This is a genomic window from Yersinia sp. IP36721 (assembly GCF_003634395.1).
Taxonomy (GTDB): domain Bacteria; phylum Pseudomonadota; class Gammaproteobacteria; order Enterobacterales; family Enterobacteriaceae; genus Yersinia; species Yersinia entomophaga.
The window spans coordinates 41,780-64,576 of the sequence record NZ_QCZL01000008.1 but is presented as its reverse complement, the minus strand read 5'-3'; the positions used below and the strand labels follow the sequence as shown (position 1 = coordinate 64,576).

The window sequence follows — 22,797 nt, the reverse complement described above, 5'->3', positions numbered from 1 at the left end:
ATTGGAAATATAGAGTTTTATATTTCAGACGGTTAATTTGTTACTGGCCCATTTATTAACTCGCCGTATGTATTGTTAGTCGAATAATAAATCTGACTTTGTTCAGTGTTTTTGACGTTTGATCAGAAGAATCGCAGCCCAATTCGTTATACCTCATCACTTATTTCGTCACCTTACTACGTTTTGTTTAATAAGGAGGGCGGGATGAATGGCTCTATTGTGTTAAACAAGCGTTAGAATTTGCTGACCATTAATGATGAATAATACGTCTTATCAATAAATAAGGTGTTATTACCGGAACACCTGTATCACCGCGCCGATGACGTGATTTCCCGCGATGATCTGCTCAGTACTTGCCGGCTGGATCGCGTGGTTTCGCCGGTATTTTTTCCGGGTACCATCAAACATATTCGCGATGTATTGCGCAAAACTACCTAGGCTGAAGTCATTACCCAGGCTGAAGTAATAAAGACGCATAAAAGGGGAGAGAAAGTCTATTTGAGTGGATTATCGGATAGCGGGCAGCTGCAATGGGGTAAGAATGCCAGCCAGCAGTATTGGGGGAGCGGCTCTCAACGGCGAAAAAGGCGCTGCCGAGCTGTATCTACTCAGTGGAGCTTGCCACTACAGCAAAATGCCCGTCGGGGTTAAACCCGCAGGCATACTTTAGATAATGGTGATGACTAGATTTCTTCCTGTGATTTCAGCCAGGCGATTTCTTCCGGCCAGATATCCGGGTTAACGGTTTCCAGAATCAGCGGAATATTGTCAAAACGCGGATCGCGCATAATGTAGCTGAAGACGGTTTTCCCGATGTTACCTTCGCCCAGACTGTGGTGGCGGTCGACCCGACTGTTAAATTCGCTTTTGGCATCATTCAAATGCATTCCACGTAAATATTCGAAACCGACGATCTCACCCAGCGCGGCAAAAGTATTCTGACAGTCTTCTTCTGTACGCAAATCATAGCCAGCGGCAAAGGCGTGGCAGGTATCAATACATACGCCGACGCGGCTTTTATCTTCTACACCGTCGATAATGGCGGCCAGATGTTCAAATTTGAACCCGAGATTACTGCCCTGACCAGCGGTGTTCTCGATGACGGCAGCCACGCCCTGAGTTGCATCCAGCGCGATATTGATCGATTCGGCAATGCGCGCCAGACAGCGGTCTTCATCGATTTGCATTAAATGGCTACCGGGGTGAAAGTTCAGCAAGGTCAGCCCCAGTTGCTGACAGCGCGTCAGCTCGTCGATGAAGGCTTCGCGAGATTTCTCCAGCGCTTCCGTGACCGGGTGGCCAAGGTTAATCAGGTAACTGTCGTGAGGCAAAATATGGGCGGGACTGTAGTTAAATTTCTCACAGGCTCGTTTGAATTTTTCAATCACATCTTCAGGAAGCGGAGCTGCACGCCATTGGCGCTGATTTTTAGTAAACAGGGCAAATGCGGTAGCCCCGATTTCGTTCGCCCGAATGACGGCTTGATCTACGCCGCCCGCAGCGCTGACATGTGCACCGACAAATTTCATTCAATTCTCCTTTAATCACTCGCTCATTATGACATTGATAACGACTTGATTGAATGGCTGAAGGCAGATTGCGGATAAAGGAATAAAAAACCCTCTGCCGAAGACCGGCAGAGGGTAGGATGTGACTTCAATGGGGAAATCAGCCAAGCCAATGTTGAACCAACAGATTAATGCCACCGCCGCCGATAATCAGCCAGACAAACAGCATGAGCGCCAGTAATAAAGGCTTCATTCCAGCCTGACGAATCGAGCCGATATGCGTGGTCAACCCTAGCGCGGCCATGGCCATTGCCAGCAAAATAGTGTCCAGCGTAATCAAATGGCTAACGACGGTTTCTGGCAGTAAATGCAGCGAATTGAAACCGGCCATGGCGATGAAAATCACCGCAAACCACGGAATGGTAATGGCACTTTTTTGATTCTGCGAACCGGATTCTGGCTGGCGACTGCGGCTGAGATAGGCTGACAGCACGAGCAGGAAAGGAGCCAGCATCATAACGCGAATCATTTTGGTGATGACTGCGGCATTTTCCGCATCCGAGCCGATAGCATGGCCAGCCGCGACGACCTGAGCCACTTCATGAATAGTTGAACCGGCAAAAATCCCAAAGGTTTCCTGACCGATCGGTAGCCATTGGTAGTGCAGATTTAGCTGATAAAACCACGGATAAATGAAAATGCACAAAGTACCGAAGATCACCACGGTTGCGACCGCCACCGCCACTTTACTGGCATCGGCTTTTAGCACCGGTTCGGTTGCCATCACCGCCGCAGCGCCGCAAATACTGCTACCGGCACCAATCAGCATCACGGTTTGCTGATCCAGCCCGAAAACTTTACGACCCAGCCAGCAAGCCAGCAGGAAGGTGGAGCTTAACGTCATCAGATCGATAAGCATGCCGGTTGCACCTACGTCAGCGACTTGCTGGAAGGTCAGACGAAAGCCATACAAAATGATACCCAGACGTAAAAGTTGTTGTTTTGCCAACAGCACGCCCGGTGAACAAGAAGGTTGTAGCCAGGGATACAGGGTATTGCCCACTAAAATACCGAACAATATGGCTAACGTGAGCGCCCCTAATCCCAGATTGATAAACCACGGCATATCGCCCACGTGAATCGCGGCGGCGGTCAGTGCTCCGGTTAGTACCAATCCGGGAACAAAACGCATCAGTGCCGCGGGCTGCGGCCGTTGTAGAGTCTGAATCTGGTGAGTTGCCATCGTTATCTCCTACATCCTGTAAACACGCCGAGATAGTACAGGATGTCAGAAGATTAGATAAATTGATTATATGGTTATAACTTATTTGTATAAGTGGTAAGGCGCGCGTTTTTCAACCGGAAAATAGATAAGCCGAAGTGGCCTACCCCAGTTTGAGCGCTTTCGTTGATTAATTATCCTATTGATAGAGTGTCAACTGCGGCTCGGGCGTGAGTCCCCATGCCTTTGGTCGAATGTTTGTCGGTTCATACTTTTTCCGAATATATAATCAAAAAAATGGTTACGACCTACTATCGCCTTACTGTTTATGCGTGAAAATAAATTCGCTGGTATACTGAGCATTGTAATTAGAGGTTTAACGTTTGAATGAAAAATACTAAAAAATATGAAAAATCGCTGCTGGCAATTATGTTGTTCACGGCAGTGTTATATCTTTTGATGCCTCCTGCGCTTATCGCCTATTTTTTCGGACTCTATAATCTGAATCCTTTTTCAATTGGCAACCTGCCGCATTTCAATCCGTTTAACACCGAACGTGGGTTGCCGCTGCACCAAATCTACTGTTATCTGCTGCTAGCCTGGCTGTTGCTGAATGGTCTGATAATTTTGGTTATCAACTTAATTCATCTGGTTTTTTTTCGATCTGGTGATGATGAATAACCACTGCATTAGCATTTATCAGTATTTTATTCGGCAATACCCGGCGCTTTTCTATAAAGGTGTTACCCTTAATACGATAATTATCAGCGGTAATACGGCACTAACTCGTAGCCACGCATCTTTATAACATTGTAAATTATAGGGTTGTGTTAAAACGCGGCGTTCAAAGCCAGCGTATTGAAGGCAGGGCTGCCAATTTCAATTACAGAGACTGTTATGCATATCACCTTGCGTCAGCTTGAAGTATTTACTGAGGTATTGAAAAGTGGTTCTACGACCCAGGCTTCGGTGGTTTTGGCATTGTCACAATCTGCTGTTAGCGCTGCGTTAGCTGATTTAGAAGGTCAATTAGGCGTGCAATTGTTCGACCGGGTGGGGAAACGCCTGGTGATAAACGAGCATGGGCGCCTGCTCTATCCTAAGGCTGTAGCCTTATTAGAGCAGACCAGTGAGATAGAAGAACTCTTCCGACAGGATGTTGGGTCACTCCGCATCGCTGCCAGTAGCACCATTGGCAATTATATGCTGCCCGCTATGTTGGCGCGCTATCGTCATGATTTTCCTGCAACTCCGTTAGAACTGAATATTGGCAACAGCCTGGATGTCATTACCGCCGTGGCTGATTTCCGTAGCGATCTTGGACTGATCGAAGGGCCGTGCCATATGCCTGAATTGGTCACCCAAACCTGGCTCAGTGACGAGCTGGTGGTGTTTGCTTCTCCAGATAATCCATTGTGCCATAAGCCGATTACGTTGGATGAACTGGCTGACGCCGTATGGATTTTGCGTGAGCGAGGTTCGGGAACGCGTGAGGTGTTGGATCACTTGCTGCTGACCCATTTGCCACACTTCACTTTACTGATGGAATTGGGCAATTCGGAAGCGATAAAGCATGCGGTGCGCTATGGCATGGGCATTAGCTGTCTTTCCCGGCGAGTCATCGCCGAGCAGCTCGCGAACGGCAGTTTGGTGGAGATATCACTGCCGCTACCGCCGTTGGTACGGACGCTATATCTGGTTCATCATCGGCAAAAGCATCTGTCCAACGCGCTGCAACGTTTCCTGAGTTACTGTACTGAGACAGAGTAATCCCGATTTCGGGTTATGGATATTCCAGAGGTTCCCCCGTGATTGTGTTGATATTTTAGACAAAACCGCCTTTTTCATTAGGATTTCACTAATAATCTGATGGCGATCATGAAGGTATCTTATATCAGCGCATTCAGACTACCCACGCTGGCGGGATTTGTTACAATTCCGCCTCGTTTTTTTCAGGGCAGATTAGGTAAGAATGGCTCAGACAGATAATAAAATCCCCGTGCAGCATGGCGCGCAGAGATTACGCCGCGAGCTGAAATCGCGGCATTTAGCCATGATCGCTATCGGTGGCTCTATTGGTACCGGCCTGTTTGTCGCCTCGGGCGCTACGGTTTCGCAGGCAGGGCCAGGCGGAGCATTGCTCTCGTACGCACTGATCGGCTTGATGGTGTATTTCCTGATGACCAGCCTGGGCGAATTAGCTGCCTTTATGCCGGTTTCAGGCTCATTTTCCACCTACGGTTCCAAATATGTAGAAGAAGGTTTCGGCTTCGCGCTGGGCTGGAACTATTGGTATAACTGGGCGGTCACTATCGCCGTGGATCTAGTTGCGGCGCAGTTAGTCATGAACTATTGGTTCCCGGAAACTCCCGGATGGATCTGGAGCGCACTGTTCCTGGGGCTGATGTTCCTGCTGAATTACATTTCCGTTAAAGGTTTTGGCGAAGCGGAATATTGGTTCTCACTGATTAAAGTCACTACGGTTATCGTGTTCATCATCATCGGCGTACTGATGATTGTGGGCATCATGAAAGGTGGTGAAAGTGCGGGTTGGCACAACTGGACGATTGGCGATGCACCGTTTGCCGGTGGCTTCTCTGCGATGATTGGCGTGGCGATGATTGTCGGTTTCTCTTTCCAGGGCACCGAATTGATCGGTATTGCTGCCGGTGAATCGAAAGATCCGGGTAAAAATATCCCGAGAGCCATTCGCAAAGTGTTCTGGCGTATTCTGCTGTTCTATATTCTGGCAATTCTGATTATCAGCCTCATTATTCCTTATACCGATCCGAACCTGTTGCGCAACGATGTCAAAGACATCAGCGTCAGTCCGTTCACTCTGGTATTCCAGAACGCCGGCCTGCTATCCGCTGCGGCGGTGATGAATGCGGTCATTCTGACGGCGGTATTGTCTGCGGGTAACTCGGGTATGTACGCTTCGACCCGTATGCTGTTCACGTTGGCCTCGGAAGGTAAAGCGCCGCGTATCTTCGCCAAACTGTCCAAAGGCGGTGTGCCGCGTAACGCGCTGTATGCCACCACGGTGGTCGCTGGTTTGTGCTTCCTGAGCTCAATGTTCGGTAACCAAACGGTTTATCTGTGGTTACTGAATACTTCAGGTATGACCGGCTTTATCGCTTGGTTGGGGATTGCTATCAGTCATTACCGTTTCCGTCGCGGTTATATGAAGCAGGGCCGTGATCTTAACGATTTGCCATACCAGTCCGGGTTTTTCCCGCTGGGGCCAATTTTCGCCTTCGTGCTGTGCCTGATTATCACTCTGGGCCAGAACTATCAGGCGTTCCTGCAAGATCGCATCGACTGGTACGGCGTGACCGCAACCTATATCGGCATTCCACTGTTCCTGGTTATCTGGTTTGGCTACAAGCTGACTCGTGGAACCAAAGTAGTAAAATACGATGAAATGGAATTCCCGAAATGGAAAGATGAACATTAAGGTTTATTGTTTGCTTCGCTGAAAGCGTTCGGCAATATAAATTAATGTGATAGAAGGGCGATTATTTAATCGCCCTTTTTTAATGGGAATAATTCTCACCTTATTGTTTTTATGAAATCTTGGGCAAAAATTTTCGTGAAGATTGGTCGGATCTGTTTATTTAAGCTGACGGAAATGAAACGGGTAGGTTAATTTATTTTTATAAAATAGGTATTTACAAAAGATTACATTCAATAACCTTTAGCAATCTTATTGATAAGTATTATCGTTTGTTTTATTGTTAGCGCCATCTTATAAAGACGACCAAGGATATCTGCGTGAAATCTGTATCACGGAAAATGGCTAAAGGTGTAAGTATCAGTCTTTTGATGGGCAGCACATTAATGGCGGGTTTTAGCGCCTGGGCTGAAAATATTACTGATATGGCAGGGCGTTCGGTAGAAATTCCGGCCAAAGTCGATCGCATTTTATTAGGTGAAGGACGCTTATTCTACGCAGTCTCTCTGCTGGAAGGCAAAAAGCCCTTCGACCGAATTGTCGGCTGGCAGGGTGACTTCCGTAAACTGGATACCCAAACCTACGCCGTTTATAAAGCCAAATTCCCGCAGGTTGATAATATTCCGTTGATAGGCAATACCACTGCCGACAGTATCAGCCCGGAAAAAGTCCTGACGCTGAATCCCGATATCGCTATTTTTGGTTTATCTGGTCACGGACCGGGTAAAAACAGCGAATTGGTCAACCAGTTAGAGAAAGCCGGTGTGCCGGTGGTGTTCGTTGATTTCCGCACTTCTCCGCTGAAAAATACCCTGCCAAGTATGCGTGTATTGGGGAAAGTGTTGCACCGCGAACAGCAAGCCAATGATTACATCAAATTCTATGAAGATAATGTCCGTAAAGTGACTGACATTACCAACACCGTTCCCGCCGAGAAAAAACCAAGCGTGTTCATCGAGCTGCGTGCTGGCGCGATGGAAGAGTGCTGCGGCACTGCCGGTAAAGGTAACATGGGTGACTTTATCGATCAGGCCGGCGGTAATAACATCGCTAAAAACCTGCTGCCGGGAGCACTGGGTACGGTAAATCTGGAGAAAGTGCTTTCGGCTAATCCTGATATCTATATTGCTAGTGGTGGTAAAGCGCCGGACAATAACGCACCGGGCATATCTTTGGGGGCGCAAGTAACCCAAGAACAGGCTCAGGCAAGTCTGCAAAAGATTCTGGATCGTAAAGGCATCAATACCCTAAGTGCGGTAAAAGAGGGGCGAAGCTACGGTATCTGGCACAATTTCTACAACTCTCCTTATAACGTTTTAGCGATTCAGAGTTTTGCTAAATGGTTCTATCCGGAACAATTTGCCGACCTCGATCCAAATAAAACCATGGACAGCCTGTATTCTCAGTTCCTGGCTATTGAGCCAACCGGGACATATTGGGTTGATTCAAAGAAATAGTCTGTAACAGGTAACTGAAACAATGAGTGTAACTGCGGAACCCTTACCAAAAGTGAAAAGTCAGACTGATACCGGCGTCATGGGGCGCTATCAAAACATAGTGCGCCATCGATTGTTAATTTTGGCGGTATTGGCTTTGGCAATCCTCGGCTGCCTGCTGTTGGATTTCACCATGGGACCTTCCGGGTTATCACTCTCCTCCCTGTGGCAGACGCTGGTTGACCCTGCCAGCGCCGATGCGGGCACCCGAGTTATCGTGTGGGATATTCGTTTGCCTTATGCATTGATGGCGGTAGTGATCGGGCTTTCCCTCGGTTTGGCCGGTGCTGAAATGCAAACCATCCTGAATAACCCGCTGGCGAGTCCCTTTACTCTTGGGGTTTCCTCAGCGGCGGCTTTCGGCGCTGCGCTGGCGATAGTCTCCGGCATTGGCATTCCGGGGGTTCCGGATCAGTGGTTTATCTCGGTTAACGCCTTTATCTTTGCGTTGTTCGCGGCGTTGATGCTGGACGGCATTACGCGTTGGACGCGGGTGGCGACCTCCGGCGTGGTGTTATTTGGTATCGCGCTGGTATTCACCTTTAACGCATTGGTTTCCATGATGCAGTTCATCGCCAGCGAAGATACGCTGCAAGGGCTGGTATTCTGGACCATGGGCAGCCTGGCGCGAGCCTCTTGGACCAAACTGGGCATTATGCTCGGCATTTTTGCTCTGATGTTACCTCTTTCCATGATGAGTTCATGGAAGCTGACTGCGCTGCGTTTGGGCGAAGATCGCGCCATTAGCTTTGGTATTGATGTGCGTCGCCTGCGTTTAGGCACTTTGTTGCGCATCAGTATGTTATCGGCTCTGGCGGTGGCATTCGTCGGCCCGATAGGCTTTATCGGTCTGGTTGCACCGCACATTGCCCGTATGATTTTCGGTGAAGATCACCGCTTTTATCTGCCAGCCAGCGCCCTGATTGGCGCATTGGTATTGTCTATGGCTTCCGTCGCATCGAAAAACCTGATTCCGGGCGTTATTATTCCCGTCGGCATCGTTACATCGCTGGTGGGCGTGCCGTTCTTCCTGAGTATTATTTTGCGCCATCGGGGGAATGTATGAATTCAGGTTTACGTATTGAGCATTTTAATACCGGCTATCCAAAACGTCCGGTTATTCAGAATCTGAGCGTACCTTTGCTGCCGCGTGGCAAGATCACCGTGTTGCTGGGGCCAAACGGCAGCGGGAAGTCCACGTTATTGCGTTCTTTAGCCGGTTTGAACCGAGCGGAAGGGCAGCTATGGCTGGATGGTAAAGATTTGATGCAAATGCCTTTTGCGCAACGAGCCGAACAAGTGGTGTATTTGCCGCAGTCGTTACCGGCCGGCGTGCATTTGCACGTATTGGAATCGATTATTGTCGCGCAGCGGGCGTCCGGTGGCCGTAGTCATGCCAGCAGCGAAGCGGAAGTCATGGCGTTGCTGGAGCAACTGGGTATTTCCCATCTGGCTTTAAGTTATCTGGATCAACTTTCCGGCGGTCAGAAGCAGTTAGTGGGTTTGGCTCAGTCGTTGATCCGCCAGCCATCGCTGTTATTGCTGGATGAACCGCTGAGCGCCTTGGATCTTAACTACCAATTCCACGTTATGGACCTGGTGCGGCAGGAAACCCAAAAGCGCAACATTATTACCGTTGTGGTGGTGCACGATATCAATATCGCTTTGCGTCACGGTGACCACGTTTTGATGTTGCAAAACGGTAATCTGATTGCCGATGGCGTACCGGAAGACGTGATTACTCCAGCTAGTCTGGCGAAGGTGTATGGCGTTAAAGGGCGAATTGAACGCTGTTCCCAAGGCACACCTCAAGTATTAATTGATGGATTAGTCACCGAACCGACAATTTAATTATATATTCTCACCGCCTTATTAAATTATTTCACATAAATAAGGCGGTGATATTAAGCCGTGCCCCGAAGTTATTATAAAAATAAAATTCAAGTGGAAATTCCGGAAGCAGTATTTCTGTTTCAATGAGCAATGACTCTAAATATATAAAAATAATATTTATACATTTCAATACCTCATGGAGAATGGTAATGGCAGTCTTTAGCAAAACGAAAACAGCGGTATTGATTACTGCTGCGATATTATCTGCCCAATCGCAGGCAGATAATAAAAATACCGCATCGACAGATACTCTGGTTGTTACCGCAACCGGTTTCCAGCAGCGTATTCAGGATTCGGCCGCGTCTATCTCTGTAGTCACGCGTCAACAGATTGAGAATAAAGCCTATCGTGATGTGACCGATGCGTTGAAAGACGTTCCTGGCGTAGTTGTCACCGGCGGCGGCAGTAAAACTGATATCAGCATTCGTGGTATGGCGGCGAAATATACTCTGATTCTGGTGAACGGTAAACGGGTGGATACTCGCAGTACGCGCCCGAACAGCGATGGCTCCGGTATTGAGCAGGGCTGGTTACCACCGTTATCTGCCATTGAGCGCATTGAAGTGGTGCGCGGGCCGATGTCTTCCCTGTATGGCTCCGATGCCATGGGCGGGGTTATCAACATTATTACCCGTAAAGTTGGCAAAGAGTGGTCCGGTTCCCTGCGTGCGGATGCCACCTTGCAGGAAGATTCTAAATCCGGCGATATGTTCCAGACTAACGCCTATGCCTCCGGCCCGTTAATCGACGGTTTATTAGGATTAAAAGTCAGCGGTCTGCTTTCACATCGCAGCGAAGATAAAATCATTGACGGTTATAATGAACAGAGAATGCGTAATGGTGCTGCGACATTTAGTTTAACACCGGATGATAAAAACGAATTTGATTTTGAATTGGGTCATTATGTTCAAGATAGAAATGTGACGCCGGGTTATTCTGTCAAGAAAACAGATAAAAATAACGACGTTCAGTATGACCGAAATAACTATTCTATTACACATAATGGTTATTATGATTTCGGTAATTCAACCAGCTATGTTCAACGTGATGAAACGCGTAATCCATCGCGGAAAATGAAAAGCGTCGATAATGTCTTTAATACCCAAACGTCTTTCCTGCTAGATAATCACACATTAATTCTGGGCGGCCAATATCGCTTTGAAGAATTGTATGATGACAATAATCAGCTCAGCACGGCTAAAGATCTCAAGAAATTAAGCCGCTGGAGTTGGGCGCTGTTTGTCGAAGACGAATGGCAAATGACCAACGATTTCGCTCTGACCGGCGGTATTCGTATGGATCAGGATCAGAACTACGGGACTCACTGGACGCCGCGCTTGTATGGTGTATGGCATCTGGCTGAGGAATGGACGCTGAAAGGCGGCGTTTCTGCTGGTTATCGCTCACCTGATTTGCGTCAGGCAACGGATAATTGGGGACAATTAACGGGCGGTGGTAATGGTGCTCCGGCAATAATCATGGGGAACTCCAGCCTAAAACCGGAAAAAAGCGTGAGTGAAGAGATTGGCGTCCTTTGGGATAACCAGGATGATCTCAATGCCGGTATTACCGTCTTTAATACCCATTTCCGCGATAAAATAACGGAAAGTAGACAGTGTACTGATGTTGATGCAAGTGGCGAACCGAGTGGTGCGGCTTCTGGCCAGTGTAGGGTCAATGGTGAAAACTTCCAGTATATCAATGAGCGTCTTAACGTTGATGAAGCGACCATGCGCGGCGTTGAGGCGACATTCAATTGGGATATCAGCAAGGATTGGACTTTAGGTTCTAGCTATACATTTACTCAATCTAAGCAAAAAAGCGGCAAATTCTCTGGTCAACCGTTAAACCAAATGCCTAAACATATGGTAAACGCTACGCTGGACTGGAAAACGAGCGAAGACTTAGCGACCTGGATTCGGGCTAATTACCGTAGTAAAACCTCTGAATATCTGGATCGTACCAACCTGAAAGGCCGCACGCCGTCTTATACCTTTGTAGACCTAGGTGCTAACTATAAGCTCACTAAAGAACTCCGTTTAATGGGCGGTGTATACAACGTATTGGATAAGCGCGTTGATACCACGGTTAGCGACAAAGTGCTGGACGGTCGTCGTTATATGGTTGGTGTTAATTACGATTTCTGATTTTTTCTTAATTAAAGCGATTGATGAAGCCACTGAAAAGTGGCTTTTTTTATTCAATCTTGTCGTGGGGGAGCAGGTTGATGAATTTCTCGATTTTGCTTCCTTCGTGCTTTTTATGGTTTTCAAAATATGAACTTTGAACTTTGAACTTTGAACTTTGAACTTTGAACTTTGAACTTTGAACTTTGAAATCGGATCAGGTTTCAGTTGATATTTGCTTTGTGAATATTTCACTTCTACAGCCTCAACCAAGTCAAAGCGCGCAGGCGCGAGTCTTAACCATCCGCGCCTCCGCACAAAGCCGCTTGCTTTACAGGACACCTCGTTCATCACACCGGCTGACGGGCGCCTCCCTGCTAATGGCGTCTCGCTCCGCCGTCCACGGCGGGTTGCCCTATCCTCTGTTCTTCATTCAGCAGGCTGCGATGTGCTCTTATCTTAAAGGCCGAATTAAAAACACAGAAAACCGAACTATAAAGCTTTCAAAACATGATCCTGCCTGAATTATCGAAAACCCTCACCGCTTTTGTATATACGTCAACGCCAACGCTAGCGCCAAAACCAACCCTTTAATAATATCCATTGCATAGTAAGGCACTGAAAGCATCACCAAGCCATTTTGCAGCACGCCGAGAATCACCGCGCCAATCAGGGTGCCAAAGGCGTTTGGTTTGCCTGAGCCTGCCAGTGAAAAACCGATATAGGCCGCGGCCACCGCGTCCATCAGGTAACCGCTACCGGCGTTAACCTGTGAAGAACCGATGCGGGAAGCGAGCAAAATGCCGCCCAACGCAGCCAGCTGTGAGGAAAGCACATAGGCCAAAACCCGATAACGAACCGTGCGAATACCGGACAACCGTGCCGCTTCAGGATTGCCGCCAATGGCATACATACGACGGCCATGCTTGGTTAGCGATAGATAAAGCTGCACCACTAATGTCACAATGAGCATAATAATCACGATGACAGGGACTTGCCCCAACGCCGAAAACATCTCCGGAATCAGCCCTTCGGCCATATCGCCACTCGGCAACAGCATATTCTGGGTGATAGAACCGCCGTAGCTGTAGGTCATCGCCACGCCTTGAATGACAAATAAGCTGGCTAGCGTCGCCAACATATCGGGGATCTTCAGTACCACAATCAGGAAAGCGTTAAACAACCCGACCAAACCGCACACCAGCAAAGTCACAATGATAGCGCCGGTGGTACCGAAGCCGTACCAGACAAACAGCGACACCACTACTGCGTTGGCCAGTGAAGCGGTAGAGCCAACGGAAAGATCGAAACCGCCGATAGATAGTGATATCGATACGCCGATGGCGATCACCGTGACAATAGCGATAGACCGTAAAATATTGATGATATTGTTCGGATCAAGGAAGTTATCCGAAGCCAGACCAAACAGGGCGATCAACGCAACAACGGTAAGTAACATCCCCCACTTATACAGAAAATCAAATAGCTGATGACGCCAGGGCTGCACATTAGGTAGGGGCGAATCTTTACTCACGCGGGTGTTCCTCCGGTTGAAAATAGTAATAGCGTTTCTTCGTTAATTTCTGCGGCGTTCAGCTCGGCCACGATGCGACCATCCCACAGCACGCAAATTCGGTCACATAGGCCTACCAGTTCGGAGAATTCACCCGAGGCATAGATAATGCCTTTGCCCTGACGCGCCAAATCGTCGATCAGGCCGAATAGTTCCTGTTTGGCTTTGATATCAACGCCTTTGGTCGGTTCATCGAAAATCAGTATCTGTGCGTCTCCCCGTAGCCATTTACCGATAGCCACTTTTTGTTGATTGCCTCCGGAGAGTCGAGCCAATTTCTGCTGCGGCGCAGAGGTACGTATCCCTAAGCGCTGAATCAGTGTTTTAGCCCAGTTTAATTCCTGTCGGCGGCTGAAAATGCTCCAGCGGGAGAAACTGTCGTCGGCGCATACACTCAGATTCATAGGAATGCTTTCGTGAATAAAAATGCCTTCTTTGCGCCGTTCTTCCGGCACCAGCGCCAATCCTTGCGTCACTGAACGATCCGGCGAATGCGGTTGCCAGCGCTGACCACGTAATTCCGCCTGTTTCACCGTACAGGGCATCGCGCCAAACAGCGCTTTGCACAACTCGGTTTTTCCTGCGCCTGCCAAACCGGCAATGCCTAAAATTTCCCCTTGATTTAGCTGGAGGCTGATATCGCGCAGTTTATGTGGATCACGCAATCCACTGACGCTCAAAAGGGTTTTATCGCTGCAGGGCGGGCGGCGGGGAGGGAATATATCGTCTAGCTGATGACCCAGCATTTTCTCGACGATTTGCTCACTGCTCAGCCCGGCCATAGCGCCGTGGCTGATAAATCGCCCGTCTCGCAACACGGTAATCTGATCGCAAATCTCGCGTAATTCATGGATGCGGTGAGAAATAAATACGATAGCAATACCTTCCGATTTCAGGCGGCGTACCACCGTAAACAGACGGGCGCTTTCTTCCTGATCCAGCGGAGCCGTTGGCTCATCCAGAATCAAAAAACGACAGTGGTGGGAAAGGGCGCGCGCTAGCAGCACCTGCTGTTTTTCTGCCAGGGTGCAGGATTCCAAGCGCTGGCGAACGTTCAGCGGTAAACCCAATTGTTGGAGCAACTGCTCAGCCTGACGATAAAGCCGCGGCCAGTTGAACAGGTGGCCCGATTCTGCCAGCGTTGCCAGCATAATATTTTCTGCTACCGACAAGCTTGGCACCAAAGCAACATCTACCTCTTGCTGCACCACGTGAATTCCGAGCTGTTTAGCCTGAAGCGGCGAATGAATATCTACCCGCTGTCCGTCTATGAAAATTTCACCACTGTAGTGACCGTGCGCACCGGAAAGGATCGCCATTAGCGTTGATTTTCCCGCTCCGTTGGCTCCTACCAGTGCATGGGTTGATCCGCCTTCCAGCGAGAAATCGACCTGCTGTAAGGCATGAAAACCGGAAAACGAGAGTGAAATATTGCGCATTTCCAGGCGAGAAGGGGTGAGGGTAGGCATAAGTTTCTGTAACGGCCCCGCTAAATAGGTGAATACCGCCCAATAGTTAGCTTTATCGGTGGGGTAATAAAAACGTTTCGTCAGGCGAAAATCGTAAAAAAAACGTCAAAAAATGCGCTTGTTCTCGGTGTTTTTTAACATGTTTTAAATCATTAGTAATGAACTAATAGGGTTAAGCTATAGCAAATAATTATTAAACATCTTTGGCTTAGCCATTAAGATGAATCAGACCGGACAGGATTAAGACAGGTTAGAAAGTAATAATAATCGCCGTTGATAACAACTGAAAAAAATTCATAACATCAGCAAGGAAATGGCATGAGTGCGAACACAATCCGCGTGCAGGTAGGGCCTGCCAACTATTATTCTTTTACCGGTGCTATCGATAAGCTGAGTGAATTCTATCCACAGCCCGTATTGGAAAAAGCGCTGTGGATTTATGGTGAACGAGCATTAAACGCCGCGCAGGATTATCTGCCAGCGGAATTTCATTCCGCCAATGCTATTAAGGCGCGCTTTAACAGCCATTGCAGTGAATCCACCGTGGCAGAACTGGTCAGTGTGGCCGGTTCCGAGCGCCAGGTGGTGATCGGCGTTGGCGGCGGTGGCGTCCTGGATACCGCTAAAGTGGTAGCACGACGCTTAGGCCTACCGCTGGTGGTCATTCCTACCATTGCCGCGACCTGCGCCGCCTGGACGCCTCTATCCGTGTGGTATACCGAGCAGGGGCAGGCGCTGAATTATGAAATTTTCAATGATGCTAACCATTTGGTTTTGGTTGAACCGCGTATTATTTTGCAGGCTCCTGTGGCCTATCTGCTGGCCGGTATCGGCGATACCTTGGCTAAATGGTATGAAGCCGTTGTATTAAGCAGCGATCCTAAATCCTTACCGTTGACGGTGCGTCTGGGTCTACAGGCGGCGCTGGATGTGCGTAATGTTCTATTGGAACAGAGCGAGGCGGCATTGCAGGCAGTCGCGCGGCGCGAATTAACGCAGGATTTCCTCGATGTAGTTGACGCAATTATTGCCGGTGGCGGCATGGTGGGGGGATTAGGCGAGCGTTTCACCCGCGTGGCGGCGGCGCATGCGGTACACAACGGATTGACGGTATTGCCGCAAACCGCACGTTTCCTGCATGGAACAAAAGTGGCCTACGGAATTCTGGTACAAACCGCTTTGCTGGGGCAGGAACAGGCGTTGAAAGACCTGATTGCTGCCTTTAAAGTCTGGGGCTTACCAACCCATCTGGCCGCGCTAGACGTCAATATTCGCGACCGTGATGCCATTGAACAAGTGATTACCCGAATTCTTAAGCCGGGAGAGTCCATCCACGCACTGCCAATTAGCCTGAATAAACAGAAAATACGGGCGGCAATTGAGCAGGTAGACATCGCTGCGCAGGCCTTATAAGGCGTGGTAAGGGCTTTTTTTCTTCGCAGAGCGAAATAAACTGGTTTGGGATGGTTTTAACGTCTTGTCTTTTCATCTCGGATTAGGGCAGAATACGCGCCAAGAAATAGCCGACGTTTTAAATAACTCGTCGGTTATTTTTTTGCATTCGTGTTTTCACAAATCAAGAGGCCGGGCATCGATCCGGATAGATAAATAGGTCCGCGTGCGATTATTCACACCATGAAATCGCCGTTATGAGGAAAGAAAGATGGGGCAATTGTTCACTTTAGCGTCGGTGCCTACCGGCATGCGCTGCACACGCAGCGATTATGGGGCAGCAGGCATTTTTTCAACCCGCTATTCCGCTTTCATTACCCCACTTGCGTATCCCAGGCAGATACGAAGTTTCCCCGTCACCTCTCGACTTTGTGGTACAAACACAAATCTGGTCGAAGGTATGGGGAGGCTGAATCATGTCGCTTAATACAGCTGTTCAGGTCGGCACCAATCAGACAGACACCAACAATCGCGTCCAACTCAGAAAAACTCTGACGTTGGTTCAAGTGGTTATGATGGGGCTTGCTTATCTGCAGCCGATGACCATTTTTGATACTTTTGGTATTGTTTCAGGCTTGACCGATGGTCACGTCGCGACTTCTTACGCCATCGCTTTGATCGCGGTTCTCTTTACCGCCGTTAGCTATGGCAAATTGGTGAAACGCTTCCCGTCCGCGGGCTCGGCCTACACCTACGCGCAGAAATCCATTAGCCCACACGTTGGCTTTATGGTGGGTTGGTCGTCATTGCTGGACTATCTGTTCATGCCAATGATCAACATTCTGCTGGCAAAAATTTATCTGGAAGCCATCTTCCCCGGCGTGCCTTCGTGGATCTTCGTTGGGGCGTTGGTCAGCCTGATGACCTTGTTCAACCTGCGCGGCATCAACGTGGTTGCTAACCTGAACTCCATCATTGTGGTGGTACAGGTAGCGATTATGGTGGTATTCGTCGGGCTATTGATTCATGGCGTTTATCAGGGTGAAGGTGCGGGTACATTAGTTAGCACCAAGCCGTTCTATTCAGAGAATGCCCATTTGGTGCCGATGATAACCGGTGCGACGATACTCTGTTTCTCATTCCTTGGGTTTGACGGTATCAGCTCATTGTCTGAAGAAACGCCAAATGCCGGCAAAGTGATTCCGAAAGCCATTTTCCTGACGGCGTTAATCGGCGGCATTATCTTTATCGCGGTATCTTATTTCTTGCAGTTATATTTCCCGGACATCTCGCGCTTCAGCGATCCTGATGCGTCACAGCCGGAAATCATGCTGTTCGTGGCCGGTAAGTTCTTCCAGTCTGTGATTCTGTGCTTCTCTTGCGTCACGGTACTGGCTTCAGGCATGGCGGCGCACGCCGGGGTTTCCCGACTGCTGTACGTCATGGGCCGCGATGGTGTATTCCCAGAGAAAGTGTTCGGTTACGTGCATCCGAAATGGCGTACTCCGGCCATCAATGTGCTGTTGGTCGGTGGCGTAGCGTTGTCTGCGGTGTCTTTCGACCTGGTTACCGCAACGGCGTTGATTAACTTTGGTGCGCTGGTGGCGTTTACCTTTGTTAACCTGTCGGTTATCTCCCAGTTCTATATCCGGGAGCGCCTGAACCGTACCCTTAAGGATCACATCAACTACCTGATTCTGCCGGTAATTGGTGCAGGTACCGTCGGCGTGCTGTGGATGAACCTGGAAAGCAGCTCAATGACCTTAGGTCTGGTTTGGGGGGCGATTGGTCTGGCGTATATGCTGTGGAAAACCCGTGTTTTCCGTCAGGCATTACCGCAGTTCAATGAAGAACTTGCACGATAATAAAACTTGATTGATTTGTGATGAAAAGCGGAGCCGATTGGCTCCGTTTTTTTGTCCGCAATCTGCGGGTAAAAAGAATTGGCCGTTGGAATAGGGCGAAATACGCTGTTTTATTATCAGTGCTGATCTGCACGACTCGGCAACCTGATGTTCAATATTGGTGTTATCGGCGGACTGAATAGCACCGCCGGGTAATCATTTTGGCGAGAAGTTAACTCACTAATTCGCGAGCATAATCGTACAATGATTTTAATAGTTCCAATTTATCTTTATCACTTTCATACAGATTGTAGAATTGCTCCAATTGCTGCACATACTCCTGTACCCGCTCAGGGCTTAGCACTTCGCGGCGATGGTTAAGCCAGCGCTGCTGCTCGCTGTCATCCAGAGTATTGGGGTAGTTTCTGGCGCGAAAACGGAACAGCAACTCATCCAAACGTCGATCCTGAAAACTCAGATCCAGCGCAGGCAGATTTTGCGGCGCAGTTTGCTGAATAATCTTCATTGCCGCTCGATCGGCGTCACTAAAGAAGCCGTCATAAAGCTGGGCATCCACATCGTTGGATGCAGCAAAAGGCGGGGCTTCAGCAAACAGGGCAACTACTTTTTCGCGTATCTGCGGGTTTTGTCGCAATAATTGCAAATTTTGCAGGCAACGTTGGCGATCGATACCTAAACGTTCGGCATTCTCTGCCAGCAGAGTTTTCGCTGGAGCCAGCACTGGACACTTATTGATATGCACCAGTTTGATTGGCACAGAAGATTGATTGGCAGAAAGCTGGTCTCGACGAGTATATAAGCGTTCACGCAAGGCGTCGGTATCCAGTTCCAGCAGCGGCGACATATCTCCGGCCAGATCGCACATGATGACGGCGTTTTTGTTATCCGGGTGCCAGGCCAGAGGTGCAACCCAGCTGGTGTTACCTCGCGCAGCACCAAACATGCCGGAAACGTGCACCAGCGGAGTCATCTCGGCAATGTCGATTAACGAATTGATTTTATGCTTATTACGATGCTGATAGAGATAATCAAACAACCGAGGTTGCGCCTGCTTAACCAGTTTTGCCATCGCAATGGTGGCATGTACGTCAGACATCGCGTCATGAGCCTGTAAATGTTCTACGCCATTGGCTTTGGTCAGATGTTCCAGTTTAAAGCTCGGCAGGCCGTCGTCATTTTCCGGCCAGATAATGCCTTCCGGACGCAAGGCATAACATGCGCGCATAACATCCAGTAAATCCCAACGAGAATTACCATTTTGCCAGCTGTAGGCGTAAGGATCGTAGAAGTTGCGATAAAAGATATTACGGCTGACTTCATCATCAAATCGAATATTGTTGTAACCCAAAATACAGGTTCCGGGCACGCTAAAAGCCTGATGAATCCGTTGGGAAAACTCAGCCTCGTTGACGCCTTTGGCCAGCGCGGTTTGCGGCGTAATGCCGGTAATCATCACCGCCTCGGGCTGTGGCAGATAATCGTCCGCCGGAGTGCAATACACCACCAATGGCTCTTCGATGATATTGAAATCCAGATCGGTTCGCACACCAGCAAACTGCGCCGGACGATCCAGCGCCGGATGTTGACCAAAAGTCTCGTAATCATGGACGTAAAACGTCGGTGATGAGGTTGGTTTTGCCATTCTTTTGTATTGACCTTTATTGACTCTGGCTTAGGGGCTGAGATTTACCCACGGCAGCCACTCACTTTGTAACAAGAATATCATCTCAGCATAGTTTTCACGTCAGTTTTATCATCACTAAAACCGAGGGGATCTCGGGTTACCCTAGTTAGATAAGATGAGAACGACCCCGCATGTGAATCGGAACATAATGATATTTATACTTAAAAAAATATTGAATCATTTATAAATTAAATAACTTTGACTTTAATGATTCATTAAACGAGTTATTTAACTTCCGTTTACTCAGCCCTTTATACAATGCTCGACATAAAATACTTAACAGGGTTTGAAACGGTGAAAACACTTTTATTGACCGGGGCAACGGGCTTTCTGGGCGGGGCAGTGCTGGAAAAGCTTCTGATAGAAAATTCGGATTTTAATTATTTATTATTGGTTCGGGCTAATACACCAGAGCAAGGCTTAGCCCGTATCAAACATAATTTAGAAAAATTTTATCTTTCGCCCCAAAATCTGAATAAAGTTACAGAACGACATATATTATTAGGTGATTTGGCTGAGCCAGAAAGTTTTATTTCCGATCCTCGGTTGGATGAGGTTACTCATGTTATCAACTGTGCGGCGGTAGCCTCTTTTGGCAATAATCCGTTAATCTGGAAGGTTAACGTTGAAGGCACACTGGCCTTTGCCAAACGTATGGCTCAGGTGACAGGTTTAAAACGCTTTGTACACGTTGGTACGGCGATGTCTTGTACGCCGGATGCAGGAAGTCTGGTTGATGAGCAGGTATTATCTCCGGCCAGTGAGGCGCATTTAGTCGAATACACCAAATCCAAATCAACCATTGAAAATCTGCTTTCAGAACAATGTCCTGATTTACCGCTGGTGTTCGCCCGACCGTCTATTGTTGTTGGCCATACCCGCTTAGGCTGCCAGCCTTCCAGCAGTATATTCTGGGTCTTCCGTATGGCATTAATGATGCGGAAGTTTATGTGTTCTCTGGACGATCATATTGACGTTATTCCTGTCGATTACTGCGCAGATGCATTGGTCTGCTTATTATTACATCCAGAATTACCTGACTATATTTATCATATCTCTGCCGGTGAAGAGAATAGCGTTAGTTTTGCCGAAATAGATAATGCGATGTCTCTGGCCGCGAAACAAAAACCAGTGGGAATAAATTATATGCAGGTTGATTACGGTGCCTTGGTACAAATGCGTAATCAGCTGAAAAATATATTTGGGCCTTGTAATGAACGCTTAATGCTAAAAGCTATGCGGTTATATGGCTCATTCGCCATGCTAAATGTGCGCTTTAATAATCAGCGATTATTGAGTTTGGGAATGGCAAAGCCGCCGCGCTTTACGGATTATGTCGCCTGTTGCGTAGAGTCCAGCCGCGGTTTAACCATTCAGGAACAAATGGCCATCGATTTTAAATAAAATTAGTACACCTTCTTACCCGGCAACAACAATTGCCAAGATTGTCATATTTTATCATGTTTGGCGGAGTGCCAGATGTTGGTTACTCCGCTAGAATTAGCCCTTTCCTGACGAATAGGGTGAGTGTGCTGTGCGCCTTGATAAAGCAATTACGCCACTGGATAATTTGATTTATAGCAATTACCGTATTGCCCACGCTTTACGAATTAGCGTGGCCTTTGTCCTAACCTTTCTTATCCTGCGTTTACTTGCCTTCCCTGATGCCACTTGGGCGCTAATTACTTTGGTCGTGGTGATGGGGCCGCTTTCCTATTGGGGAAACGTCTTTTCTCGCGCTATTCAACGTATTGGCGGAACTCTCTGCGGGGCAGCTTCGGGTCTGGTCGCGCTGTATCTTCAACAATATTCTCTAACCGCTATGCTCGCTTGGTGCTTTGTAGTGATGTTTGTCTGCGGTTATTTAACCTTGGGCAATCGGCCTTATATGGCTTTATTGATCGGTGTAACCTTGGCATTAGTTTGCGGTTCCGGCTCGGTCGATATGAGTACCGCTCTGTGGCGCAGCGCCGATGTTATTTTGGGTTCTTTACTCGCGTTGTTATTTACTAGCATTTATCCGCAGCGGGCTTTTACCCATTGGCGTATGCAATTAAGCACCAGCCTCCACGCCATCGGCACTATCTATGCTGCTTATTTATCACCTAATGTGGTCGATCGTCCTCGTTTAGAGGACAAAATGAAAAGCGAGTTAGCGCGATTGGTCAAAATGCGCGGTTATATCGCTTCGGCGACCAAAGAATCGGGTATTGATAAAGAGGTATTTAATGCGATTCAGACTCTGTATCGCAATGTGGTTTCTACGCTGGAACTGTTGGCCGATGCCTATTGGTCGTCTCGCGAAAGCCATTTTTTACTGCTGAATGTCCAAACTCTGCGCCATACTCAGTTGCTAACTATTCGTACTCTGGATAATTTAAGTCAGTGCCTGCTCAGCGGCCAGCCGGAGTATGAGGAGGTCGCCGCCAGCGAATTGAGTGAGATCAGCGTAGAATTGGAAAAACTGCTTGAAGTTGCTACCAAAAATCAGCAAATCGAGGCGCCTATTTATGGCTATGTGTGGTTGAGCATAGAAATTACCCGCCAATTGAAAGAACTGGGCGATTTGATTGAGATGACCATGCGACGCTAGCCGATTATTTGGACGCGAAAGGCGATGAAATTTCTGTCTGACGGGTAAAAAAGGTAAGATAAGTCAATGAATCTTGTCTCTGATGGCTGCTAACCTGTATTGTTAAGATCGCGTGTTGTCACGACGTGATGGTGAACAGACAACCGGCCGTCAGCAATTGAATTTGTGTAAAACTTAGCTAAGGTGTGAAAATGGAAAATGTAAGCAAGCCAACTTTCCAGGACGTTTTGGAGTTCGTGCGTATGTTTCGTCGCAAAAATAAATTGCAGCGTGAAATTGTCGATAACGAAAAGAAAATTCGTGATAACCAAAAACGCGTTCTGTTGCTCGATAACTTGGGCGAATACATCAAACCTGGCATGAGTATTGAAGACGTGCAGGGCATTATCGCTAACATGCGCAGCGACTATGAAGATCGTGTTGATGATTACATCATCAAAAATGCCGATCTGTCGAAAGAACGTCGTGAACTGTCGAAAAAACTGAAAGCAATGGGCGAAGTTAAGTAACCTGAGCGATTTA

Annotated in this window: 18 protein-coding genes; 13 read left to right on the top strand and 5 right to left on the bottom strand. The window is 48.1% G+C overall.

The window, feature by feature from the left end; genetic code table 11:
• Positions 1-541: 541 nt before the first annotated feature.
• Complete coding sequence (locus DBA33_RS21160) at positions 542-670, top strand: hypothetical protein (RefSeq protein ID WP_256966685.1); 129 nt, start codon at positions 542-544, stop codon at positions 668-670.
• Between the two features lie 13 nt (positions 671-683).
• Here the strand turns inward: DBA33_RS21160 and nfo are convergent, their stop codons facing one another.
• Both nfo and DBA33_RS09060 read right to left on the bottom strand, forming a co-directional pair.
• A complete protein-coding gene (nfo, locus tag DBA33_RS09065) occupies positions 684-1,529 on the bottom strand; it encodes a deoxyribonuclease IV (RefSeq protein WP_064517454.1) in 846 nt (281 codons plus the stop codon).
• 139 nt (positions 1,530-1,668) lie between these two features.
• Positions 1,669-2,751 carry a YeiH family protein gene (locus DBA33_RS09060; RefSeq protein ID WP_064517457.1) on the bottom strand — a complete coding sequence of 361 codons (1,083 nt, stop codon included), beginning with the start codon at positions 2,749-2,751 and terminating at the stop codon, positions 1,669-1,671.
• Positions 2,752-3,117: 366 nt separating this feature from the next.
• Between DBA33_RS09060 and DBA33_RS09055 the strand changes: the two genes are divergently transcribed.
• From DBA33_RS09055 to DBA33_RS09025, 7 genes are all read left to right on the top strand, one after another.
• Positions 3,118-3,411 carry a hypothetical protein gene (locus DBA33_RS09055; RefSeq protein ID WP_064517460.1) on the top strand — a complete coding sequence of 98 codons (294 nt, stop codon included), beginning with the start codon at positions 3,118-3,120 and terminating at the stop codon, positions 3,409-3,411.
• Between the two features lie 216 nt (positions 3,412-3,627).
• Positions 3,628-4,500, top strand: a complete 873-nt coding sequence (gene yieE, locus DBA33_RS09050; protein WP_064517463.1) for a DNA-binding transcriptional regulator YeiE — start codon at positions 3,628-3,630, stop codon at positions 4,498-4,500.
• Positions 4,501-4,702: 202 nt separating this feature from the next.
• Complete coding sequence (locus tag DBA33_RS09045; protein WP_064517466.1) at positions 4,703-6,187, top strand: amino acid permease; 1,485 nt, start codon at positions 4,703-4,705, stop codon at positions 6,185-6,187.
• A 368-nt stretch (positions 6,188-6,555) separates the two neighbouring features.
• Positions 6,556-7,641, top strand: coding sequence for an ABC transporter substrate-binding protein (locus DBA33_RS09040; protein WP_275482613.1), 1,086 nt, complete (start codon positions 6,556-6,558; stop codon positions 7,639-7,641).
• Positions 7,642-7,663: 22 nt separating this feature from the next.
• Positions 7,664-8,746: an iron ABC transporter permease gene (locus tag DBA33_RS09035; protein WP_064517472.1), complete on the top strand. Its 1,083-nt coding sequence runs from the start codon at positions 7,664-7,666 to the stop codon at positions 8,744-8,746.
• Positions 8,743-9,531, top strand: coding sequence for an ABC transporter ATP-binding protein (locus tag DBA33_RS09030; protein ID WP_120806286.1), 789 nt, complete (start codon positions 8,743-8,745; stop codon positions 9,529-9,531). The genes DBA33_RS09035 and DBA33_RS09030 overlap by 4 nt, the downstream gene beginning before the upstream one ends.
• Positions 9,532-9,716: 185 nt before the next feature.
• Positions 9,717-11,720, top strand: coding sequence for a ligand-gated channel protein (locus DBA33_RS09025; protein WP_064517477.1), 2,004 nt, complete (start codon positions 9,717-9,719; stop codon positions 11,718-11,720).
• A gap of 517 nt (positions 11,721-12,237) precedes the next feature.
• Here the strand turns inward: DBA33_RS09025 and DBA33_RS09020 are convergent.
• Positions 12,238-13,233 (bottom strand): ABC transporter permease, encoded by a 996-nt coding sequence (locus DBA33_RS09020; protein WP_064517480.1) that lies wholly within the window; start codon positions 13,231-13,233, stop codon positions 12,238-12,240.
• Complete coding sequence (locus tag DBA33_RS09015) at positions 13,230-14,741, bottom strand: sugar ABC transporter ATP-binding protein (protein WP_064517483.1); 1,512 nt, start codon at positions 14,739-14,741, stop codon at positions 13,230-13,232. The genes DBA33_RS09020 and DBA33_RS09015 overlap by 4 nt, the downstream gene beginning before the upstream one ends.
• Positions 14,742-15,059: 318 nt before the next feature.
• On the opposite strand from DBA33_RS09015, the gene DBA33_RS09010 reads away from it, so the two are divergent.
• Both DBA33_RS09010 and DBA33_RS09000 read left to right on the top strand, forming a co-directional pair.
• On the top strand, positions 15,060-16,154 hold the full coding sequence (locus DBA33_RS09010) for an oxidoreductase (protein ID WP_064517486.1): 1,095 nt from the start codon (positions 15,060-15,062) through the stop codon (positions 16,152-16,154).
• A 455-nt stretch (positions 16,155-16,609) separates the two neighbouring features.
• Positions 16,610-17,998: an APC family permease gene (locus DBA33_RS09000; RefSeq protein ID WP_120806285.1), complete on the top strand. Its 1,389-nt coding sequence runs from the start codon at positions 16,610-16,612 to the stop codon at positions 17,996-17,998.
• A 211-nt stretch (positions 17,999-18,209) separates the two neighbouring features.
• On the opposite strand, the gene sbcB is transcribed toward DBA33_RS09000, so the two are convergent.
• Positions 18,210-19,640 carry an exodeoxyribonuclease I gene (sbcB, locus tag DBA33_RS08995; RefSeq protein WP_064517492.1) on the bottom strand — a complete coding sequence of 477 codons (1,431 nt, stop codon included), beginning with the start codon at positions 19,638-19,640 and terminating at the stop codon, positions 18,210-18,212.
• Positions 19,641-19,976: 336 nt separating this feature from the next.
• Between sbcB and DBA33_RS08990 the strand changes: the two genes are divergently transcribed.
• From DBA33_RS08990 to tmaR, 3 genes are all read left to right on the top strand, one after another.
• The gene (locus tag DBA33_RS08990; protein WP_064517494.1) at positions 19,977-21,086 is read left to right on the top strand and encodes an SDR family oxidoreductase; all 1,110 of its coding nucleotides are present in this window, start codon (positions 19,977-19,979) and stop codon (positions 21,084-21,086) included.
• Positions 21,087-21,216: 130 nt separating this feature from the next.
• Positions 21,217-22,275, top strand: a complete 1,059-nt coding sequence (locus tag DBA33_RS08985) for an FUSC family protein (RefSeq protein ID WP_064517496.1) — start codon at positions 21,217-21,219, stop codon at positions 22,273-22,275.
• Between the two features lie 191 nt (positions 22,276-22,466).
• Positions 22,467-22,784 carry a PTS system regulator TmaR gene (gene tmaR, locus DBA33_RS08980; RefSeq protein WP_064517499.1) on the top strand — a complete coding sequence of 106 codons (318 nt, stop codon included), beginning with the start codon at positions 22,467-22,469 and terminating at the stop codon, positions 22,782-22,784.
• The last annotated feature ends 13 nt before the right edge of the window (positions 22,785-22,797 follow it).